This window comes from Frigoribacterium sp. 2355 (genome assembly GCF_054060695.1).
Genome location: NZ_JBSSDL010000010.1, coordinates 75,079 through 91,075 on the forward strand (window position 1 = coordinate 75,079; position 15,997 = coordinate 91,075).

Below are 15,997 nucleotides of genomic sequence, written 5' to 3' on the forward strand. Positions count from 1 at the left end.
CGTCGTCCGTCGGGTCGGGCCGTCGACTGGTCGCGAATCGTCCTTCGGGGGCGCGCGAAGGGCGATTCGCGACCACTCGACCGGCGAGGCGGGGCGTCAGGGGTGCAGGGCGTGGCGAGCGGTGGCGCGGACGGCGTCGGTGACGGCCTCGAGGAGGGGCGAGGCGAGGGTCCAGCGCTGCCAGAAGAGCGGCACGTCGACCGGGTCGCCGGCGGCCAGTTCGACCAGACGGCCGGCGTCGAGTTCGGGGCCGGCCTGCGCCTCGGGCAGCATGCCCCAGCCGAGGCCGAGCACGACGGCCCGGGCGAAGTCGGCCGAGGCGGGCACGTGGTGCCGGGGCGCGAGCGGCTCGTGACCGGTGAGCCGACGGGCGAAGTCGTGCTGCAGGTCGTCGGCGCGGTCGAAGACCACCATCGGGGCACGATCGAGCCGTCCGTGGTCGAGGCCCCTGGGCTCGGCGGTTCCCCCTGCGCTCGGTCGGGCGCCCAGCCACCGTTCGACGAACCCCGGACTGGCGACCGCGCGGTAGCGCATGACGCCGAGCGGCTCCGAGCTGCAGCCCTGCACGGGCTCCCGGGTCGCGGTGACGGCGGCGAGCACGTCCCCCGATCGCAACAGCTCGGCCGTGTGCTGTTGGTCGGCCCGGCGCAGGTCGAACACCACGGGCACCGTGGGCGGGACGGCGGCCAGCGCGTCGAGGAACCAGGTCGCCGTCGAGTCGGCGTTGACGGCGATGGGGAGGGTGGTGGGGACGGGGTCGTCACCGTCGTCCCCTCCGTCGGGTCGGTCGGCGCCGAGCCGGGCCAGCGCGTCCGACGTGAGCAGGTCGACCTGGCGGGCGTGACGCAGCACCACGTCACCGGCCTCGGTCGTGGTGACCGGTGTCGTGCGTCGCAGCAGCACCTGCCCGGCCGCTCGTTCGAGCTGCTTGATGCGCTGCGACACCGCGGACTGCGTGACGTGCAGGCGTCTCGCCGCCGCCTCGAACGTGCCCTCGTCGACGACGGTGCGGAGGGTGTCGAGCTGGTCGAGCGCGAAACGGGCCATGAGTCGAGCTTATGCAGCATCGCGAACATGAGTTGGCGTGATGGCCTGGTGCGCCCCTAGCGTGTCGCCATGACCTTCGCGACCGTGCTGCCCGCCGCCCTCTTCGGTTTCGGCACGAGCCTCGCCCTGATCGTCGCCATCGGTGCCCAGAACGCCTACGTGCTGCGCGTCGGGCTCCAGGCCGTGACCCGCGTCGTCGTGCCGGTCGTCGTGGTCTGCGCGGTGAGCGACGCCGTGCTTATCAGCGCCGGGGTGGCCGGGGTCGGCGCGCTCGTCGAGGCCGCGCCTCAGGCGGTCGTCGTCGTGCAGATCGTCGGAGCGGGGTTCCTGCTGGTCTACGGCGCCTTCGCCGCGAAGCGCGCGATCCGGCCCGTCGGCGCGCTCACGGTCGAGGCCGGCGCGCCGCCCGCCCGGGTCGTCCCGGCCGTCCTCGGCGCCCTCGCCTTCACCTGGCTCAACCCCCACACCTACCTCGACACGATCGTCTTCCTCGGCTCGGTCGCGAACCACCAGCCGCCCGAACTGCGCTGGTGGTTCGCAGCCGGGGCGACCGCGGGGAGTCTCGTGTGGTTCTCGGCGCTGGGGTTCGGCGCGCGCCTCCTGCGTCCCCTGTTCGCGAAGCCGGTCGCCTGGCGGGTGCTCGACGCGGTGATCGCCGTCGTCATGGTGGCCCTCGGACTGCGGCTGCTGTTCGGACTCTGACGGTGCCAGGTCGGTCGACCCGGTCCGATGTCGAGCCGCCCCGACGTCAGACCGGACGCTCGGCGATGGCTCGCTGCCAACGGACGAGCATCACCCGTGCGTAGTGCACCGCCGACACGTAGTGGAACACCAGCCCGACCAGGAAGACCAGGTACCCGACGCCGATCACGGTCGTCCACTCGGGGCCGTCGAGCGCCACCCCGAGCAGCAGCACCGCGAGGCCGACGAAGCACAGCCCGGTGCGCAGCCGCCCGGCCCACCAGACCGGCAACGCGGGGTCGCCGCGGAACGCGAGCACGGCGCCGATCGCGAGCAGCACGTCGGGCACCATCAGCAGCACGGCCTCCTGCCAGCCGAAGACGTCGGCCGTCGCGAACGCCACGGCGACGACGACCACGGTCAACCGGTCGGCCACGGGGTCGAGCCACGACCCGAGCACCGAGACGGAGTCGGTGCGCCGGGCCACGAACCCGTCGAGCCAGTCGGTCGCGAACACGACCGCGATCACGACGAGGGCCGGCCACCAGAGCTCGGCGATCAGCAGGCCGGCGAAGAGCGGCAACAGCAGGAGGCGCGCAGCCGTGATCGCGTTGGGCACGGTCCGCCAGTCGTCCACCTCGAAGAGGCGGTGGCGCAGAGCGCCGAGCCGACGGGACGACAGGTGCTCCGCGACGAACTCGCCCGAGGCGGACGCCCCCGCGACGACGGGATCGGCGACGGCGTGCCCGGCCGCGTGGACGGCGGACGCGACGGGCCCGCGGTCGTCGACCCGCGCCTCCGCGTCCGCTGCGTCGTCGAGGGTCTCAGCGACGTCGCGGGCCTCGGCGTCGCGGGCCTCCGCGTCGTCGGCGGCGACCGTCTCGTCGACGGTGCCGTCCGCGTCGTCGGCGGCTGCCGCCCGACGCCGGCGCACGAGCCGCACGACGAACACGATCGCGACGATCACCGCGGCGCCGATCAGGGCCCACGACGAGAACTGCCCGAGGTACTCCTGCGCCGCCACGAGCGAGGACCGCAGCAGGAACCCGATGCCGACGTAGACGGCGGCCCAGGTCAGCGCCCCGCCGAGCGACGCGGGCAGGAACGACCGGTAGGGCACCTTCGCGACGCCGGCCGCCGCCGGCGTCAGGGTGCGGACCACCGGCACGAGGCGGGTGAGGAAGACGGCGGCCGCCCCTCGCCGCTCGAGGACGGCGACGGCACGGTCCCAGCTGTCGACGCCGATCCGGCGGATGATGCGCGTGTCGCGGAACCCCGTGCCGAAGCGGCGACCGAGCAGGTAGCCGACGTGGTCGCCGAGCGAGCCGCCGATCGCCACGGAGACGAAGAACGCGACCGCCGGCCAGGGGCTGTCGAAGGTCGCGGCGAGCAGCAGCACGATCGTCTCGCCCGGCACGAAGACACCGAGGCCGAGCCCCGACTCGGTGAACGAGAACAGGGCGCCCAGGGCCCAGACGAGCGGGGTCGGCAACGACGAGCCGACGTCGGTGATCCACCCGATGAGGTCCATCCCGCCAGGCTAGGGGAGGGGTGCTGAGGGGCGCGTCGACCGGGGGACGGGGGCGTGGTCGTCCGGGGGGGGGGGGGGCGGGACGATGTCGGCCGCGGGGCGGATGCGGGTCGGTCCGAGTCGGTCCGAGTCGGTCCGAGTCGGTCCGAGTCGGTAGGGTCGCCGCATGGTCAGCTTCGCGGACAAGCCCGTGCTCGACGTAACGGTCGAGCAGTGGCGCGAGTACCTCGAGGGCGACCCCGACGTGGGTGGGGTGCGACTGACGCTCCGCAAGGTGCGGTCGACGAAGCCCGGCATGACCTGGTCCGAGGCGCTCGACGTCGCCCTCTGCCACGGCTGGATCGACGGCCAGACCAGTCGGCTCGACGACGACTTCACGCTCACCGCGTTCCAACCGCGGCGGAAGGACAGTCCGTGGTCCCAGGTGAACCGCGAGCACGTCGCCCGCCTGGTCGCCGAGGGGCGCATGACCCCGGCGGGGCAGGCCGAGGTCGACCGGGCGAAGGCCGACGGGCGCTGGGACGCCGCCTACCGCCAGAAGGACGCCGCGCCTCCGGACGACCTGCAGGCGGCGCTCGACGCCGACCCGGTGGCGGCCGCCCACTTCGCGTCGCTGACGAAGACCGAGCGGTTCCGGGTGTACTTCCGGCTGGCCTCGCTCAAGCGGCCCGAGACCCGCGCGGCGCGCATCCGCGACGTGGTCGCCGCGGCCGCCCGCGGCGAGCAGCACTACCGCTGAGCCGACGCGGGCCGCGCGCTGGAGGCGCGGGTCGCGTCATGGGCGCACCCCGCCACGATGTGAACAAACCGCCACGCAAACTCGTGGCGGTTTGTTTACATCGTGGCGGGGCGGCGGGGCGGCGGGGCGGCGGGGTGGCGGGGTGGCGGGGTGGCGGGACGTGACGTCGCGGCGGCGGCGCGACGTGCCGAGCGCAGGAGGCGCGGGTCGCGTCAGCGGCGCGAGCGCTGCTTCCAGAAGCGGCCGGCCAGGCGCGCCAGACCGACCAGGGCCACCGACAGCACGGCGAGTGCGACGAGCAGCACGACCATGTAGAGCGCCACGGGACCGTAGCCGCCCAGCGCCTCCGGGTTGTAGAAGGGGTACGGGTAGAACGACGTGACGGCCCCACGGACGAGCGAGTACACGCTGTAGAGCACGGGCACGACGAGCCCCGTCGCCGCCGCGGACCAGGGCAGGCGGCGACCGGCGGGCAGCACGAGCCAGTCGACCAGCACGGCGACGGGCATCACCATGTGCACGACGACGTTGACCCAGGGCAGGACGCCCCCGGCCACCTCGGTCAACAACACGTTGAAGACGAGGCCGACGAACACCATGTTCACCACCGAGACGAGCCGGACGACGTCCCAGGCTCGGCTGCCGGGGCGACGACGCAGGGTGCGGACGCCGCCGACGACGAAGACCACGACGGCGAACAGGTTACTGAGGTTCGTGAAGAACGAGAAGAAGTTGACGACGCTGTAGTCGTTCTCGAGGGTGTCCGCGAACTGGGCGGCGACGGCCACGAGGGCGAGCGCGGCGAAGGCGAACCGGTACGGGACCATGAGCTGAGCGCGCGTCATGTCCTCACCCTAGTGAGCGCGGCGGATGCGACGGCCCTCCTGCCCTCGCCCACCTGCCGCCGATGGCACCGCCGCCTGGACGTCGCACCGCGCACATCGGCGGTGCGACGTTCAGTCGGCGGTGCGACCGGAGGCGAACGTCGGGCAGGCGAACGTCGGGCAGGCGGGCTGGCGCCCGGCCGGGTCGGACGCCGACGCGCGGGTCAGGCCTGCTCGATCTTCTCGATCAGGGTGGCCTTGGGGTGACGCGACACGTTCGTGATGCCCTTGGTGCGGGCGAGGGCGCGCAGCGCGACGAGGGTCTGCGCGTGCAGGTCGACATGGGCGTCGTGACCGTCGGACAGCTGGACGGTGGTCTCGTCGACCTCGGGCAGGGGCGGCGTGTAGATCGAGCGCGGCTCGGCCGGGGTGGGGGACGGCGTGCTCGACGACGAACTGCTCGACGACGAACCCGTCGAGCCCTGCACGGCACCCTTGGCCGTCTTCTTGGCGTCCTTCAAGCCGGACGTGGCGTCGTCGAGGGCGTTCTCGAGCGGCTTCACCGACGGGCGGCTCTTCTTGGCGAGCTTCTTCGCACGTCGCTTGGCCTCGGCGACCGCGGCGCGGGCATCGGTGACGGCGTCCTCGGCCTTGTCGTAGGCCTTGGCGGCGGATTTCTTGAGCTTCTTCTGGTCGGCCATGATCGGCGATCCCCTTCGGTCGGACGCATCGGGCGTGTGGCCCCACGCTGGCACGTCGGCCTGGGACGTCGTCCAGCCGTGGCGCCCCGGCCGCTAACGTGACGCCATGACCGACCCGTCCGCACCGCCCGTGATCGCCCTGCTCCGCGACCTGGTCGCCATCGACTCGACGAGCGGCACGCCCGGCGAGGCGGCCGTCCTCCGCCGTGTGGCCCAGGAGTTCGAGGGCGTCGAGGAGGCGCGGGTCGCCTTCGCCCCCGGGGCCGACGGCGAGCCCGCGGCCCTCCTGGTCTCGCCGACGTCCGTCGCCGTCGACCGGCCGCTGCTCGTCTTCGCGTCCCACGCCGACGTCGTCCCGGTGACCGACGCCTCGGCCTGGACCCACGATCCCTTCGCCTCGACCGTCGTGGGCGACCGCCTGTACGGGCGGGGTGCCTCGGACATGAAGTCCGGCCTGGCCGCCTCGATCGTCGCCGTGCGGGACCTCCTGCGCCAGGGTGCACCCGTCGCGCTCGCCGTCTCGACCGGTGAGGAGGTCGGCTGCCTCGGGGCTCCTGCCGTCGTCGACCTGCTCGCGGGCCTGCGCGTGGGGGCCGTGGTGATCCCCGAGTCGACCGACGGGCAGGTCGTGCTCGGTCACCGCGGCGCGCTCTGGGCGACCGTCCGCACCTCGGGCGTCGCCGCGCACGGCAGCACGCCCGAGCGGGGCCACAACGCGATCCTCGACCTGGTGGCCGTGCTCGGGCGCCTGGACGACCTGCCGCTCTCGTCCCATGCCGACCTCGGGCGCGAGACGGTCAACGTCGGCGTCGTGTCGGGCGGCAGCGTGCCGAACATCGTGCCCGACGTGTGCGAGGCGCGCATCGACCTGCGCGTCGTCCGGGACGACGTCGACGAACTCGTCGACTGGTGGCGTGGCCAGCCCGAGGTGACCGACGTCCGCGTCGACCTCGACCTGGCCGCCGTGTGGACCCCGCGCGACCATCCCTGGCTCGCCGGGCTCGACGCCCCGGTCTCGGAGGCGCCCGCGTCGTACTTCACGGACGCCTCGGTGCTCGTGCGGTCGCTCGAGGACGGGGTGCCCGTCGTGGTCTGGGGCCCGGGCGACCCCACCGTCGTCCACACGGTGGACGAGTCCGTGTCGGTCGAGGCGGTCCTGCGGGCCGTCGAGCAGTTCGGCCGCGTCGGCGGGCGGTGGGCCGTCGAGCACTGACCGACGCCCGACGGGGCGGTCGGGGCCGTCGAGCACTGACCGACGCCCGACGGGGCGGACGGGTCAGGCGGGCTCGGGAGTCGACGACCGCGTGCTCTGCCGGCGGACGAGCCTCGGCGCGAACGAGACGCGCGCGCCTCCGAGTCCTCCGTCGTCGGAGCCCCGCAGCGAGAGCAGTCGCAGCGCCTCGGCGGCCATGCGGTCGGTCGGCTGCGCCAGGGTCGTCAGGGCCGGGGTCACGTACGAGGCGAAGACGATGTCGTCGAAGCCCGTGACCTGCAGCTCGTCGGGCACCGACACCCCGAGCTCGCGGGCCGCCCTCAGCACGCCCATGGCGATCAGGTCGTCCGCACAGACGATGGCGTCCGGGCGGTCGTCGGAGGTCAGCAGTCGGCGGGCCGCCGCGTCGCCGCTGTCGACCGAGTAGTCGCCGAGCACGACCCCGTCGCGCACCTCGCGGATGCCGAGTTCGGCCGCCCAGTGCCGGAAGCCCCGGAGGCGCAGGGTCGTCGACGAGTTCGTCAGCTCGGAGGTCACGAACGCGGCCGAGCGGGCACCGGTCCCGGCGAGGTGCGTCAGGACGAGCTTCATCGCCTCGGCGTCGTCGAGGCCGATCCAGTCGGTGCCGGCGACGTCGACCCGGCGGTCGAGCTGCACCAGCGGGACGGCCCGGGCGGACGCGGCGACGGCCGCCGCGCTCTCGGTGTCGTGCACGGGGCTGAGCACGATGCCGTCGACGTGCCGCTCGATGAGCGACCGGAGGTGCTCGGCCTCGACGGCGGGGTCCTGCCGCGAGTCGCAGAGGAACAGCTGTTTGCCCTCGCCGTGCAACGCGCTCTCGAGGCTGTCGACCAGGGTCGTGAAGAACGGGTTGAGGATGCTCGGGACGACCATTCCGACCGTGTCGGTGCGGCGGGTGCGCAGGGCGCGCGCGATGCCGTTGCCCGAATAGCCCAGCTCGTCGGCCGCCAGTCGCACGCGGGCCTCGACCTCGCGGCCGACCGGGCGCGACGCCGACATGACGCGCGAGACCGTCGCGGCGGAGACGCCCGCCCGGCGGGCGACGTCCGAGATGGTGACGGCGTTCATGGGCTCCTCAGGGCGTGGCCGCCGGGGACGACGGGTGATGCCGTCATCGTATCGTCCCCTCGCGGGAAACCGATTGCCCGCCCGAGATCTCTTTTACACGTCGGAAACACAAAGGTGTTGACACTCGAAACACGGAGGCGTCACTCTTGACGCAGTTCCCGACGGAAATCGATTGCCCGCCGATCTCGACCCCACCGAGATCGCCCCCTCGCCAGTCCCGCATGCTCCACCTCGTCCTCCCCAGGAAGGCTCCTCATGCCCACGACCCGTACCGTCCTCGCCGCATTCGCCGTGGGCGCCATCGCCATCGGCACCCTCGCCGGCTGCGACTCGTCCTCGACCACCGCCTCCGGCTCCGCGTCCGGCGGCTCGACCTCGACCCGCCCGGCCCCCACCGACGTCCCCCAGGCCTGTGCCCCCGACGGCGGCGGCACCCTGCAGCTCGGCATGGTCGACATCAACGAGCAGACCGCCTTCTTCACCCAGATGAACGAGGGCGTCCAGGACGTCGCCGACGAGGCCGGTGCCGACCTGCAGATCGTCAGCGGCGACAACGACAGCGCCACGCAGGTCTCGGGCGTCGAGAACCTCGTCGCCTCGGGGGTCGACGCGCTCATCGTCGACCCGGTCGACGCGACCGCGTTGATCCCGGCGCTCACCGCGGCCAAGGCGGCCGGCATCCCGGTCGTCGCGGCCGACGGTTCGGTCGAGGACGCCTCGGCGATCGACTCGTACGTGGGCACGGCGAACGAGGACGGCGGCGCCCAGCTCGGGAAGGCCTTCCTCGACATCACGGGTGGCGAGGGCGAGGTCGGCGTCGTCGGAGCGCTCAACAGCGCGATCCAGATCCAGCGCCAGAACGGCTTCACCGACGCGGTCGAGGCCGGCGGCATGACCATCGGCACGATCGTCGACGGCCAGAACGTCAACGAGGACGCCCAGGCGGCGGCCGAGAACCTGCTGACCGGCAACCCCGACCTCGAGTACATCTACGCCACGGGCGAGCCCGCGCTCAACGGTGCCATCGCCGCGGTGAAGAGCCAGGGCGCCCAGGACCGCGTCACGATCGTCGGCTGGGACCTCTCGCCCTCGGCCGTCGAGGGTCTGCAGGACGGCTACGTGAAGGCCGTCATCCAGCAGGACACCTTCGGCTTCGGCTACGAGGCCGCGAAGGCCGCGATCAACCTGGCCTGCGGCACCGCCGACGTGCCGGCGACCGTCGACGTGCCGATCACGATCGTCACGCCCGACAACCTGGCCGACTTCTCGTACTACCTGGAGGGCTGATGACCGACGTCACCACCGGCGACCTGCTCGTCGAACTCGAGGGCATCCGCAAGTCGTACGGCGCCGTCGACGTCCTGCGCGGCGTCGACCTGCGCCTCGCGCGCGGCGAGGTGCTCGGCCTGGTCGGCGACAACGGCGCCGGCAAGTCCACCCTCATGAAGGTGCTCGCCGGTTCGGTCCAGCACGACGGCGGCCGCATCAGCATCAAGGGCAAGGAGGTGCGGTTCCAGTCCCCGAGCGACGCCCAGGCCGAGGACATCGGCATCGTCTACCAGGACCTGGCCCTCTGCGACAGCCTCAACGTCGCCGCCAACCTGTTCCTCGGCCGCGAGCCTCGGGTCGGGCCCTTCCTCAAGGTCGGGGCGATGCACGCCGAGGCCACGGCCGTGCTCAAGGAGTTCGGCGTCCGCGTCACGTCCACGCACCAGCTGATCTCGCAGCTGTCGGGTGGTCAGCGCCAGTCCGTCGCCATCGCGCGCGCCGCGTCGGTCGACCCCGACGTGCTGATCCTCGACGAGCCGACCGCCGCCCTCGCCGTCACCGAGGTCGAGTCGGTGCTGCGCCTCATCAAGGAGGTCGCGGCCCGAGGGGTCGGCGTCATCCTGATCACCCACCGGCTGCAGGACCTCTTCCGGGTCTGCGACCGCATCACCGTCATGTACGAGGGGCGCAGCGTCGACGACGCCCGCATCGACGACCTCACCATCGAGTCGCTCGTCGACATGATCACCCGTGAAGGGAGCGCTGCCGCATGACCGCGACGACCTCTGACCCCACCCGCACCGACGGCCCCGAGCCGGGTCGCGGACACGGCTCCACCGACGTGCGCGAGCGCCGCTGGGAAGCCCTGCAACGCGTCAACAAGTCCACCCTGCTGATGCTCGTCGTGACGCTGGTCGTCATCGTCGTCTTCTCGGTGGCGACCCCGACCTTCCTCACCGGCACGAACCTGCGGAACGTCGCCGTGCAGGTCGCCCCCGCGGCGATCGTGGCCGTCGCGATGACCTTCGTCATCACGGCGGGCATGATCGACCTCTCGGTCGGGTCGACGCTCGCCCTCGTCTCGGTGATCGGGGCGGTCCTGCTGCGGGCCGGTCTCGAGTCGGTGCTGGTGATCGTCATCTGCCTGGCCGTCGGAGCCTTCTGCGGGTTGGTCAACGGCTGGTTCTCGAGTTACCAGGGCATCCCGTCGTTCATCGTCACGTTGGCCACCATGTCGATCGTGCGGGGCGTCGCCCTGCTGATCACGAAGGGCTACTCGATCGCCATCGGCTCGGGGCTGATCTTCGCCCAGGTCGGGCAGGGCCGGCTGTTCGGGCTCGGGTACCCGGCCTGGCTCGCGCTGATCATCGTCGGCGTCGGCATCGTGGGGCTGCAGCGCATGCGGTTCGGCCAGTACATCACCGGCATCGGCTCGAACGAGGAGTCGGTCCGCCGGGCGGGCGTCGACACCCGCTTCGTCAAGATGATGGCCCTCGTGCTCAGCGGCACGGCGGCCGGCGCGGCCGGCATCATCACCGCGGCCCGACTGGGGTCGGGCGACGCCAACTCGGGCGTCGACTTCGCCATGACGGTGATCACCGCCGTCGTCATCGGCGGCACGAACCTGCTCGGCGGCAAGGGCAGCGTCATCGGCACGGCGATCGGGGCGATCCTGACCGGCGTCATCACCAACGGCCTCACGCTGCTCGGCCTGAGCCCCTACATCGTGCCCATCGTGACCGGCAGCCTCCTGATCATCGTCATCTGGATCAACCTGCGGGGCGGCTCGTTCACCGACCTGGTGCGCAAGCGGGTGACCCGATGAGCCGCGTCGGAGGGTTCGGCGTCGAGACGACCACCGTCGTCGACGTGCAGACGGTCACCGGTCCCGTGCCGAGCGACCGCCTCGGCTACACGCTGCCGCACGAGCACCTGATCAACAGCATCGAGGAGGGCGGGCTCGAACCCGATCCCGACTTCCCCGAGCTGTTCGACGCCCCGGTCACTCCCAAGATCGCCTGGTTGCTGCGCGACCGTCCGCTCGCCTGCCGCGACAACTGCGTGCTCGACGGCGACGACGACGCGGTCGACGAGCTCGTGGCGTTCCGCGAGCTCGGCGGCAGCACGGTCGTCGAGCTGACCTCGGACGGACAGGGGCGCGACCCCCGACGTCTCGCCGAGATCTCGCGCCGCAGCGGGGTCGCCGTCGTCACCGGCGGCGGCTGGTACCTCGAGCGGTTCCACCCCGAGGCCACGGGCCGCGACACCGTCGACGACCTGGCCTCCCGCCTGGTCGCGCAGTACCGGGCCGACCCGGCCGAGACCGGGGTGCCCCGGTCGGGCGTGATCGGCGAGATCGGCGTCTCGCCCGGCTTCACCGAGCGGGAGGAGCGTTCGCTGCGCGCGGCCTGCCGCCTGCAACGCGAGACCGGCCTGCCGATGTTCGTGCACCTGCCCGGCTTCGTCCGGCACGGCGGCCGCGTGCTCGACGTCGTGCTGCGCGACGAGGGCGTCGACCCCACGGCGGTCGTCCTCTGCCACATGGACCCGTCCGGCAGCGACCCCGACTACCAGCGCAGCCTCGCCGAGCGCGGGGTCTGGCTCGAGTTCGACATGATCGGCATGCCGTACCGCTTCTCCCTCCCCGGCGAAGGACAGTCGCCGTCGCCGGTCGAGACGGCCACGGCCATCGCCCGCCTGGCCTCGGCCGGGTTCGGCCGCCGTCTGCTCTTCAGCCACGACCTCTTCCTCAAGAGCATGTTGCGCAAGCACGGCGGCAACGGCCTCTCGTACGTCCCCGCGGTGTTCCTCGACCGGCTGACCGACCTCGGCGTCGACGCCGAGATCGTGCACGGCGTCGGCACCCGCAACGTCCGCGACCTCTTCGAGGGCGCCGCCCTGACCCGCTGAGGGGCGACGACGCGGCACCGAGCCGCTCGCGCCTCCTCGTCCCGAACCGTCCCGTCACCACCGGAAGGCCCCACCATGTCCCGCATCCTCATCGCCGGCGAGAGCTGGATCACCGCGACCACCCACACCAAGGGCGTCGACGAGTTCACCGCCCACTCGTACACCGAGGGCGTCGCGCAGCTGCGCACGGCCCTGCAGGCCGGCGGCCACGAGGTCGTCCACCTGCCCGCCCACCTCGTCGCCACCGACTTCCCCGAGACGCAGGAGGCGCTGGACGCCTACGACGTCGTGGTGCTGTCCGACATCGGCGTCAACTCGCTGCAGCTCGCGCCCGCCGTCTTCGAGAAGAGCATCCCGGGTCGGGACCGCGTCCGCGAGCTCGCCCGCTGGGTCGAGGCCGGAGGCGCGCTGCTGATGATCGGCGGCTACCTGTCGTTCTCGGGCTGGCAGGGTCGTGCGGGCTACGCCCGCACCGAGATCGCCGACGTGCTGCCGGTCGAGATGCTGATCGGGGACGACCGCGTCGAGCGCCCGGCCGGCGTCGTCGCCACCGTGCTCGACGCCGAGCACCCCGCCCTCGGCGGCGCGGGCACCGAGTGGCCGCTGCTGCTCGGCTACAACCGCACCGTCGTGAAGCCGGGCGCGGTCGAGCTCGCCCGCCTCGACGGCGACCCGCTCGTCGTCGTCGGCGAGGCCGGTGCGGGGCGCACGGCGGTCTTCACGAGCGACTGCTCGCCGCACTGGGCGCCGCCGGCGTTCTGCGAGGAGTGGGACGGCTACGCCCGGGTCTTCAACGGCATCGTGTCGTGGCTGACCGGCCGCTGACGGTGGCGGGCACGACTCGGCCCGAGAGCGTCGGCACGGGTAGGGCGGCGGCGCTGGTCGCCCGCTGCTCGACCGAGCTCGACGCCTCGGCGTCGGTCCCGCTCCTGGCCCGGATGGCCGACGGCACGCTCGACGACCCCGCTTTCGGTCGCTACCTCGCGATCGAGCAGGCGTTCGTCCGGACGGCGGCCCGCCTCGCGGGCTACTGCCTCTGGCAGCAGCCCGAGTGGTCCCGCGCCGAGCGCCACGCCGAGGCCGTCGCCGACCTCGTCGGTCCGCAGAGCCGGTACTTCGAGCGGTTGCTCTCGACGCGACCGGTCGACGACGCGACCTCGACCGACCTGCTGCGCCGCGCCTCCGTCCTCGAGGGGGCGGTGACGGCGGCACTCGCCGAGGGCGGCTACGCCGGGGTCGTCACCAGCCTCGCCGCGGCCGAGACGCTCTACCTGCGGTGGTGCACGCGGGCGGCCGAGCGTGGCGTGCCCCGACCGGACGACGTGCAACGGTGGATCGAGCTGCACGTCACCGACGGCTTCCGCGCCCAGGTGGCCTTCTTGCACCAGCTGGTCGACGAGCTGCCCGCCGACGTGACCGACGCACGACTGGACGCCTGGTTCGTCGGCATGCTGCGCGCCGAGGACGCGTTCCACGCGAGCGCCCTCGTCGAGGTGGCTGCGTGACCGGCCCGGCCGTCGACCCGGCCGTCGACCCGGCCGCCGGCCCCGTCGCGGTCGACCTGCGCGCCGTCGAGGCCCGTCTCGCCGCGGCCGGCATCGCCTCCGAACGGGTGGTCGTCGGAGCCGACGCCGTCGTGGTCGTCTCGTCCTACGGCGGACGCGTCTACGGCCCCTTCTTCGCCGAGGGCGAGGCCGAGAACTGGCTGCCCGACGCGTTCGCCGACGACGACGCGTTCGGCGCGTTGGTCGGCTCCGGCGACTGGAACGTCGGCGGCGACCGGGTCTGGATCGGGCCCGAGATCGCCTACATGATCCGCGACCGCAGCGACTACTGGGGCAGCTACGAGATGCCGCCGTCGCTCGACCCCGGCCGCCACGACCTCGGTCGCACGGGCGACCGCGTGACGCTGTCGCGGGTCGCCGAGCTCGAGGCGTTCACGGAGCCGACCGGGCTCGTGCGGGCCGACCTGACGCTCGTCGTGCGGCCGGCGGCCCACCCGCTGCGACACCTGCGCGGGGCGTCGGCCGGGGGCCCCGGCGGCGCACCGCTCGTCGACGCCGTCGAGTACGGCGGCTACGTGACGGAGGTGCGGCTCGGCATCACCTCGGACGGCGCGCACGAGGCCGAGTCGTGGATGCTCGACCAGGTGCGGGCGGGCGGCACGGCGTTCGTCGCGGCCGTGCCCGACACCCAGGTGACCGACTACTACGAGCCGGTCGGCGAGCTGCTCGCCGAGGTGCCCGGCGGCGTCGCCGTGTCGCTGACCGGTGCCGACCGCTTCAAGATCGGCTTCGCGGCACCGCACGTCACCGGACGCGTCGGGTACGTGCGCGCGGTCGGCGACCCGGCCGACGACCGTGCCGTGCTGTTCGTGCGTGGCAGCCACAGCGACCCGTCGGCCGAGTACTCGGAGGAGCCCGACCCGTCCCCGGGGGTCCGGGGCGACTCGCTGCACCTGTACGACGACGACGGCGGGCTCGGCGGGTTCGCCGAGATCGAGGCCCGGGGCACGCCCGTCCTCGGGCCGCGACCCGAGGCGGTCACCGACCGGTTCGCCAGCTGGTGGTTCCGGGGGAGGACGGACGACGTCGCCCGCGTGGCCCAGCACCTGCTCGGGGTGCCCGCCACGACGGTGGCGCAGGCCGCCCGGGGGGCCGCGCCGCGCCTCCTCGGTCCGTCGGCCGCGTCGTCGACCGCCACCACGACACCGTCCCCGTCCCCGTCACCCACCCCAGAGCCGTCCCCGAGAGGCACGACATGACCCACGACACCGACCCGGCCGCGGCGCAGCGCGCGGAACGCGCCTACGACGACCTCGTCGCCCTGGTCCAGCACGGCCCCCGGTTCCACGGCACCGCAGGGATCGCGGCCGCGGCCGACTGGCTCGAGCAGCGGCTGACCGCGGTCGGGTGGCCGGTCGCCCGGCAGCCCGTGACGCTGCCCGGCTGGCAGCCGGGCAGCGTGCACCGGGTCGCGGTGCAGCAGCCGATCGCCCGCGAGCTGCCCGCCTGGCCGATGCTCTGGAGCGGGTCGACCGGCGGTGCGCGCCGGGGAACGGTCGAGGCCGTCGGCCCGCAGGGGCTCTGGGGCGACTCGATGGTCTGGCAGAAGTTCGTCGTGCGGGCGGACGACGGCGACGTCGTGGCCTACCTGCACGCGCGGGACGACGGACCCGCCGCACCGCAGCCGCTGCCCTCCGGGTCGGACCACGACGTGGCCCACCTCGCGATCGGCCGCGTGGACGGTCTGCAGCTGACCGAGTGGATCGCCGACGGCAAGCCCGTCGAGGTCGAGATCGAGGCCGACGGCGGCCCGGTCGATGCCGCGACCAGCGACAACCTGGTCGTCGACGTGCCCGGCACGGGCGACGGGTCGGTGCTGCTCTGCGCGCACTACGACACGTTCTTCAACACGGTCGGCGCCTACGACAACGGCAGCGGCACGATCACCCTGCTGCAGCTGGCCGAGCGGTGGGCGGCGGCCCCGCCGGTCGCGTCGGTCCGCCTCGTCTTCTTCACCGCCGAGGAGTGGCACCTGGGCGGGTCCCGGCACTTCGTCGACAGCGCCTCGTCCGACGAACTCGACGCCATCGACTACGTGCTCAACGTCGACGGGCTCGGGCGCGGATCGTTCGTCGAGGCCTTCGGCGCCCCCGAGGCGTTCTCGACGGCGTTCCGCGGGGCGCTGCTGCAGCACGCCGCGGCCACCCGGCCCGACCTCGAGCTGGTCACCCGGTTCCCACCGACGACCGGCACCGACGACGCGTCGTTCTACCGGGCGGGCGTGCCCAGCGCGTTCCTGACCTTCAACGATCTGCACCGCCTGCACCAGCCCGACGACGAACCGAACCGCGGCATCGCGGCGAACGTCGCGTGGACCGTGCCGCTCGTCGAGCACCTCGTGGCGACCCTGGCGCGACCGACGCGGGCCGCGCCTCCCGGGGTGTTGTAGACCAGCCGGATGCCGGGCGGCGGGCACAGGGCGCCGGGC

Annotated in this window: 16 protein-coding genes; 11 read left to right on the forward strand and 5 right to left on the reverse strand. The window is 73.2% G+C overall.

Annotation, left to right across the window (positions count from 1 at the left end):
* Positions 1-96: 96 nt before the first annotated feature.
* Positions 97-1,047 (reverse strand): LysR family transcriptional regulator ArgP, encoded by a 951-nt coding sequence (locus ACVJ1F_RS12165; RefSeq protein ID WP_456886485.1) that lies wholly within the window; start codon positions 1,045-1,047, stop codon positions 97-99.
* A gap of 69 nt (positions 1,048-1,116) precedes the next feature.
* Here ACVJ1F_RS12165 and ACVJ1F_RS12170 point away from each other — a divergent pair, with 69 nt between their 5' ends.
* On the forward strand, positions 1,117-1,749 hold the full coding sequence (locus tag ACVJ1F_RS12170; RefSeq protein WP_456886487.1) for a LysE/ArgO family amino acid transporter: 633 nt from the start codon (positions 1,117-1,119) through the stop codon (positions 1,747-1,749).
* 46 nt (positions 1,750-1,795) lie between these two features.
* Here the strand turns inward: ACVJ1F_RS12170 and ACVJ1F_RS12175 are convergent, their stop codons facing one another.
* Entirely contained in the window at positions 1,796-3,259 is a 1,464-nt protein-coding gene (locus ACVJ1F_RS12175; RefSeq protein ID WP_456886489.1) for a CDP-alcohol phosphatidyltransferase family protein, read from the reverse strand.
* Positions 3,260-3,425: 166 nt separating this feature from the next.
* Between ACVJ1F_RS12175 and ACVJ1F_RS12180 the strand changes: the two genes are divergently transcribed.
* Positions 3,426-3,998 (forward strand): YdeI/OmpD-associated family protein, encoded by a 573-nt coding sequence (locus tag ACVJ1F_RS12180; protein WP_456886491.1) that lies wholly within the window; start codon positions 3,426-3,428, stop codon positions 3,996-3,998.
* A 212-nt stretch (positions 3,999-4,210) separates the two neighbouring features.
* Here ACVJ1F_RS12180 and ACVJ1F_RS12185 read toward each other — a convergent pair whose 3' ends face one another.
* Together ACVJ1F_RS12185 and ACVJ1F_RS12190 are read right to left on the reverse strand one after the other, a co-directional pair.
* Complete coding sequence (locus ACVJ1F_RS12185; protein ID WP_456886493.1) at positions 4,211-4,843, reverse strand: Pr6Pr family membrane protein; 633 nt, start codon at positions 4,841-4,843, stop codon at positions 4,211-4,213.
* A gap of 203 nt (positions 4,844-5,046) precedes the next feature.
* Positions 5,047-5,523, reverse strand: a complete 477-nt coding sequence (locus ACVJ1F_RS12190) for a hypothetical protein (protein WP_456886495.1) — start codon at positions 5,521-5,523, stop codon at positions 5,047-5,049.
* A gap of 106 nt (positions 5,524-5,629) precedes the next feature.
* On the opposite strand from ACVJ1F_RS12190, the gene ACVJ1F_RS12195 reads away from it, so the two are divergent.
* Positions 5,630-6,736, forward strand: coding sequence for a M20 family metallopeptidase (locus ACVJ1F_RS12195; RefSeq protein ID WP_456886497.1), 1,107 nt, complete (start codon positions 5,630-5,632; stop codon positions 6,734-6,736).
* A 63-nt stretch (positions 6,737-6,799) separates the two neighbouring features.
* Here ACVJ1F_RS12195 and ACVJ1F_RS12200 read toward each other — a convergent pair whose 3' ends face one another.
* Positions 6,800-7,825 carry a LacI family DNA-binding transcriptional regulator gene (locus ACVJ1F_RS12200; RefSeq protein WP_456886499.1) on the reverse strand — a complete coding sequence of 342 codons (1,026 nt, stop codon included), beginning with the start codon at positions 7,823-7,825 and terminating at the stop codon, positions 6,800-6,802.
* A 255-nt stretch (positions 7,826-8,080) separates the two neighbouring features.
* Between ACVJ1F_RS12200 and ACVJ1F_RS12205 the strand changes: the two genes are divergently transcribed.
* The 8 genes from ACVJ1F_RS12205 (at position 8,081) to ACVJ1F_RS12240 (ending at position 15,958) form a co-directional block, all read left to right on the forward strand.
* Positions 8,081-9,112, forward strand: a complete 1,032-nt coding sequence (locus tag ACVJ1F_RS12205; protein WP_159827362.1) for a substrate-binding domain-containing protein — start codon at positions 8,081-8,083, stop codon at positions 9,110-9,112.
* Entirely contained in the window at positions 9,112-9,867 is a 756-nt protein-coding gene (locus ACVJ1F_RS12210) for an ATP-binding cassette domain-containing protein (protein ID WP_056043006.1), read from the forward strand. Before ACVJ1F_RS12205 ends, ACVJ1F_RS12210 begins: the two co-directional genes overlap by 1 nt.
* A complete protein-coding gene (locus ACVJ1F_RS12215; RefSeq protein ID WP_052505095.1) occupies positions 9,864-10,919 on the forward strand; it encodes an ABC transporter permease in 1,056 nt (351 codons plus the stop codon). The genes ACVJ1F_RS12210 and ACVJ1F_RS12215 overlap by 4 nt, the downstream gene beginning before the upstream one ends.
* Positions 10,916-12,004 (forward strand): phosphotriesterase family protein, encoded by a 1,089-nt coding sequence (locus ACVJ1F_RS12220; RefSeq protein WP_456886501.1) that lies wholly within the window; start codon positions 10,916-10,918, stop codon positions 12,002-12,004. The genes ACVJ1F_RS12215 and ACVJ1F_RS12220 overlap by 4 nt, the downstream gene beginning before the upstream one ends.
* A 75-nt stretch (positions 12,005-12,079) precedes the next feature.
* Complete coding sequence (locus ACVJ1F_RS12225; RefSeq protein ID WP_043593262.1) at positions 12,080-12,829, forward strand: glutamine amidotransferase; 750 nt, start codon at positions 12,080-12,082, stop codon at positions 12,827-12,829.
* Complete coding sequence (locus tag ACVJ1F_RS12230) at positions 12,811-13,509, forward strand: TenA family protein (protein ID WP_456886503.1); 699 nt, start codon at positions 12,811-12,813, stop codon at positions 13,507-13,509. Before ACVJ1F_RS12225 ends, ACVJ1F_RS12230 begins: the two co-directional genes overlap by 19 nt.
* Positions 13,506-14,768, forward strand: coding sequence for a hypothetical protein (locus ACVJ1F_RS12235; RefSeq protein ID WP_456886505.1), 1,263 nt, complete (start codon positions 13,506-13,508; stop codon positions 14,766-14,768). Before ACVJ1F_RS12230 ends, ACVJ1F_RS12235 begins: the two co-directional genes overlap by 4 nt.
* Complete coding sequence (locus ACVJ1F_RS12240) at positions 14,765-15,958, forward strand: M28 family metallopeptidase (RefSeq protein WP_456886507.1); 1,194 nt, start codon at positions 14,765-14,767, stop codon at positions 15,956-15,958. Before ACVJ1F_RS12235 ends, ACVJ1F_RS12240 begins: the two co-directional genes overlap by 4 nt.
* Positions 15,959-15,997 lie beyond the last annotated feature (39 nt).

Coding starts and splice junctions, on each gene's coding strand:
- ACVJ1F_RS12165 (WP_456886485.1), bottom strand. CDS start 1,047: ATGGCCCGTTTCGCGCTCGACCAGCTCGACACCCTCCGCACCGTCGTC.
- ACVJ1F_RS12170 (WP_456886487.1), top strand. CDS start 1,117: ATGACCTTCGCGACCGTGCTGCCCGCCGCCCTCTTCGGTTTCGGCACG.
- ACVJ1F_RS12175 (WP_456886489.1), bottom strand. CDS start 3,259: ATGGACCTCATCGGGTGGATCACCGACGTCGGCTCGTCGTTGCCGACC.
- ACVJ1F_RS12180 (WP_456886491.1), top strand. CDS start 3,426: ATGGTCAGCTTCGCGGACAAGCCCGTGCTCGACGTAACGGTCGAGCAG.
- ACVJ1F_RS12185 (WP_456886493.1), bottom strand. CDS start 4,843: ATGACGCGCGCTCAGCTCATGGTCCCGTACCGGTTCGCCTTCGCCGCG.
- ACVJ1F_RS12190 (WP_456886495.1), bottom strand. CDS start 5,523: ATGGCCGACCAGAAGAAGCTCAAGAAATCCGCCGCCAAGGCCTACGAC.
- ACVJ1F_RS12195 (WP_456886497.1), top strand. CDS start 5,630: ATGACCGACCCGTCCGCACCGCCCGTGATCGCCCTGCTCCGCGACCTG.
- ACVJ1F_RS12200 (WP_456886499.1), bottom strand. CDS start 7,825: ATGAACGCCGTCACCATCTCGGACGTCGCCCGCCGGGCGGGCGTCTCC.
- ACVJ1F_RS12205 (WP_159827362.1), top strand. CDS start 8,081: ATGCCCACGACCCGTACCGTCCTCGCCGCATTCGCCGTGGGCGCCATC.
- ACVJ1F_RS12210 (WP_056043006.1), top strand. CDS start 9,112: ATGACCGACGTCACCACCGGCGACCTGCTCGTCGAACTCGAGGGCATC.
- ACVJ1F_RS12215 (WP_052505095.1), top strand. CDS start 9,864: ATGACCGCGACGACCTCTGACCCCACCCGCACCGACGGCCCCGAGCCG.
- ACVJ1F_RS12220 (WP_456886501.1), top strand. CDS start 10,916: ATGAGCCGCGTCGGAGGGTTCGGCGTCGAGACGACCACCGTCGTCGAC.
- ACVJ1F_RS12225 (WP_043593262.1), top strand. CDS start 12,080: ATGTCCCGCATCCTCATCGCCGGCGAGAGCTGGATCACCGCGACCACC.
- ACVJ1F_RS12240 (WP_456886507.1), top strand. CDS start 14,765: ATGACCCACGACACCGACCCGGCCGCGGCGCAGCGCGCGGAACGCGCC.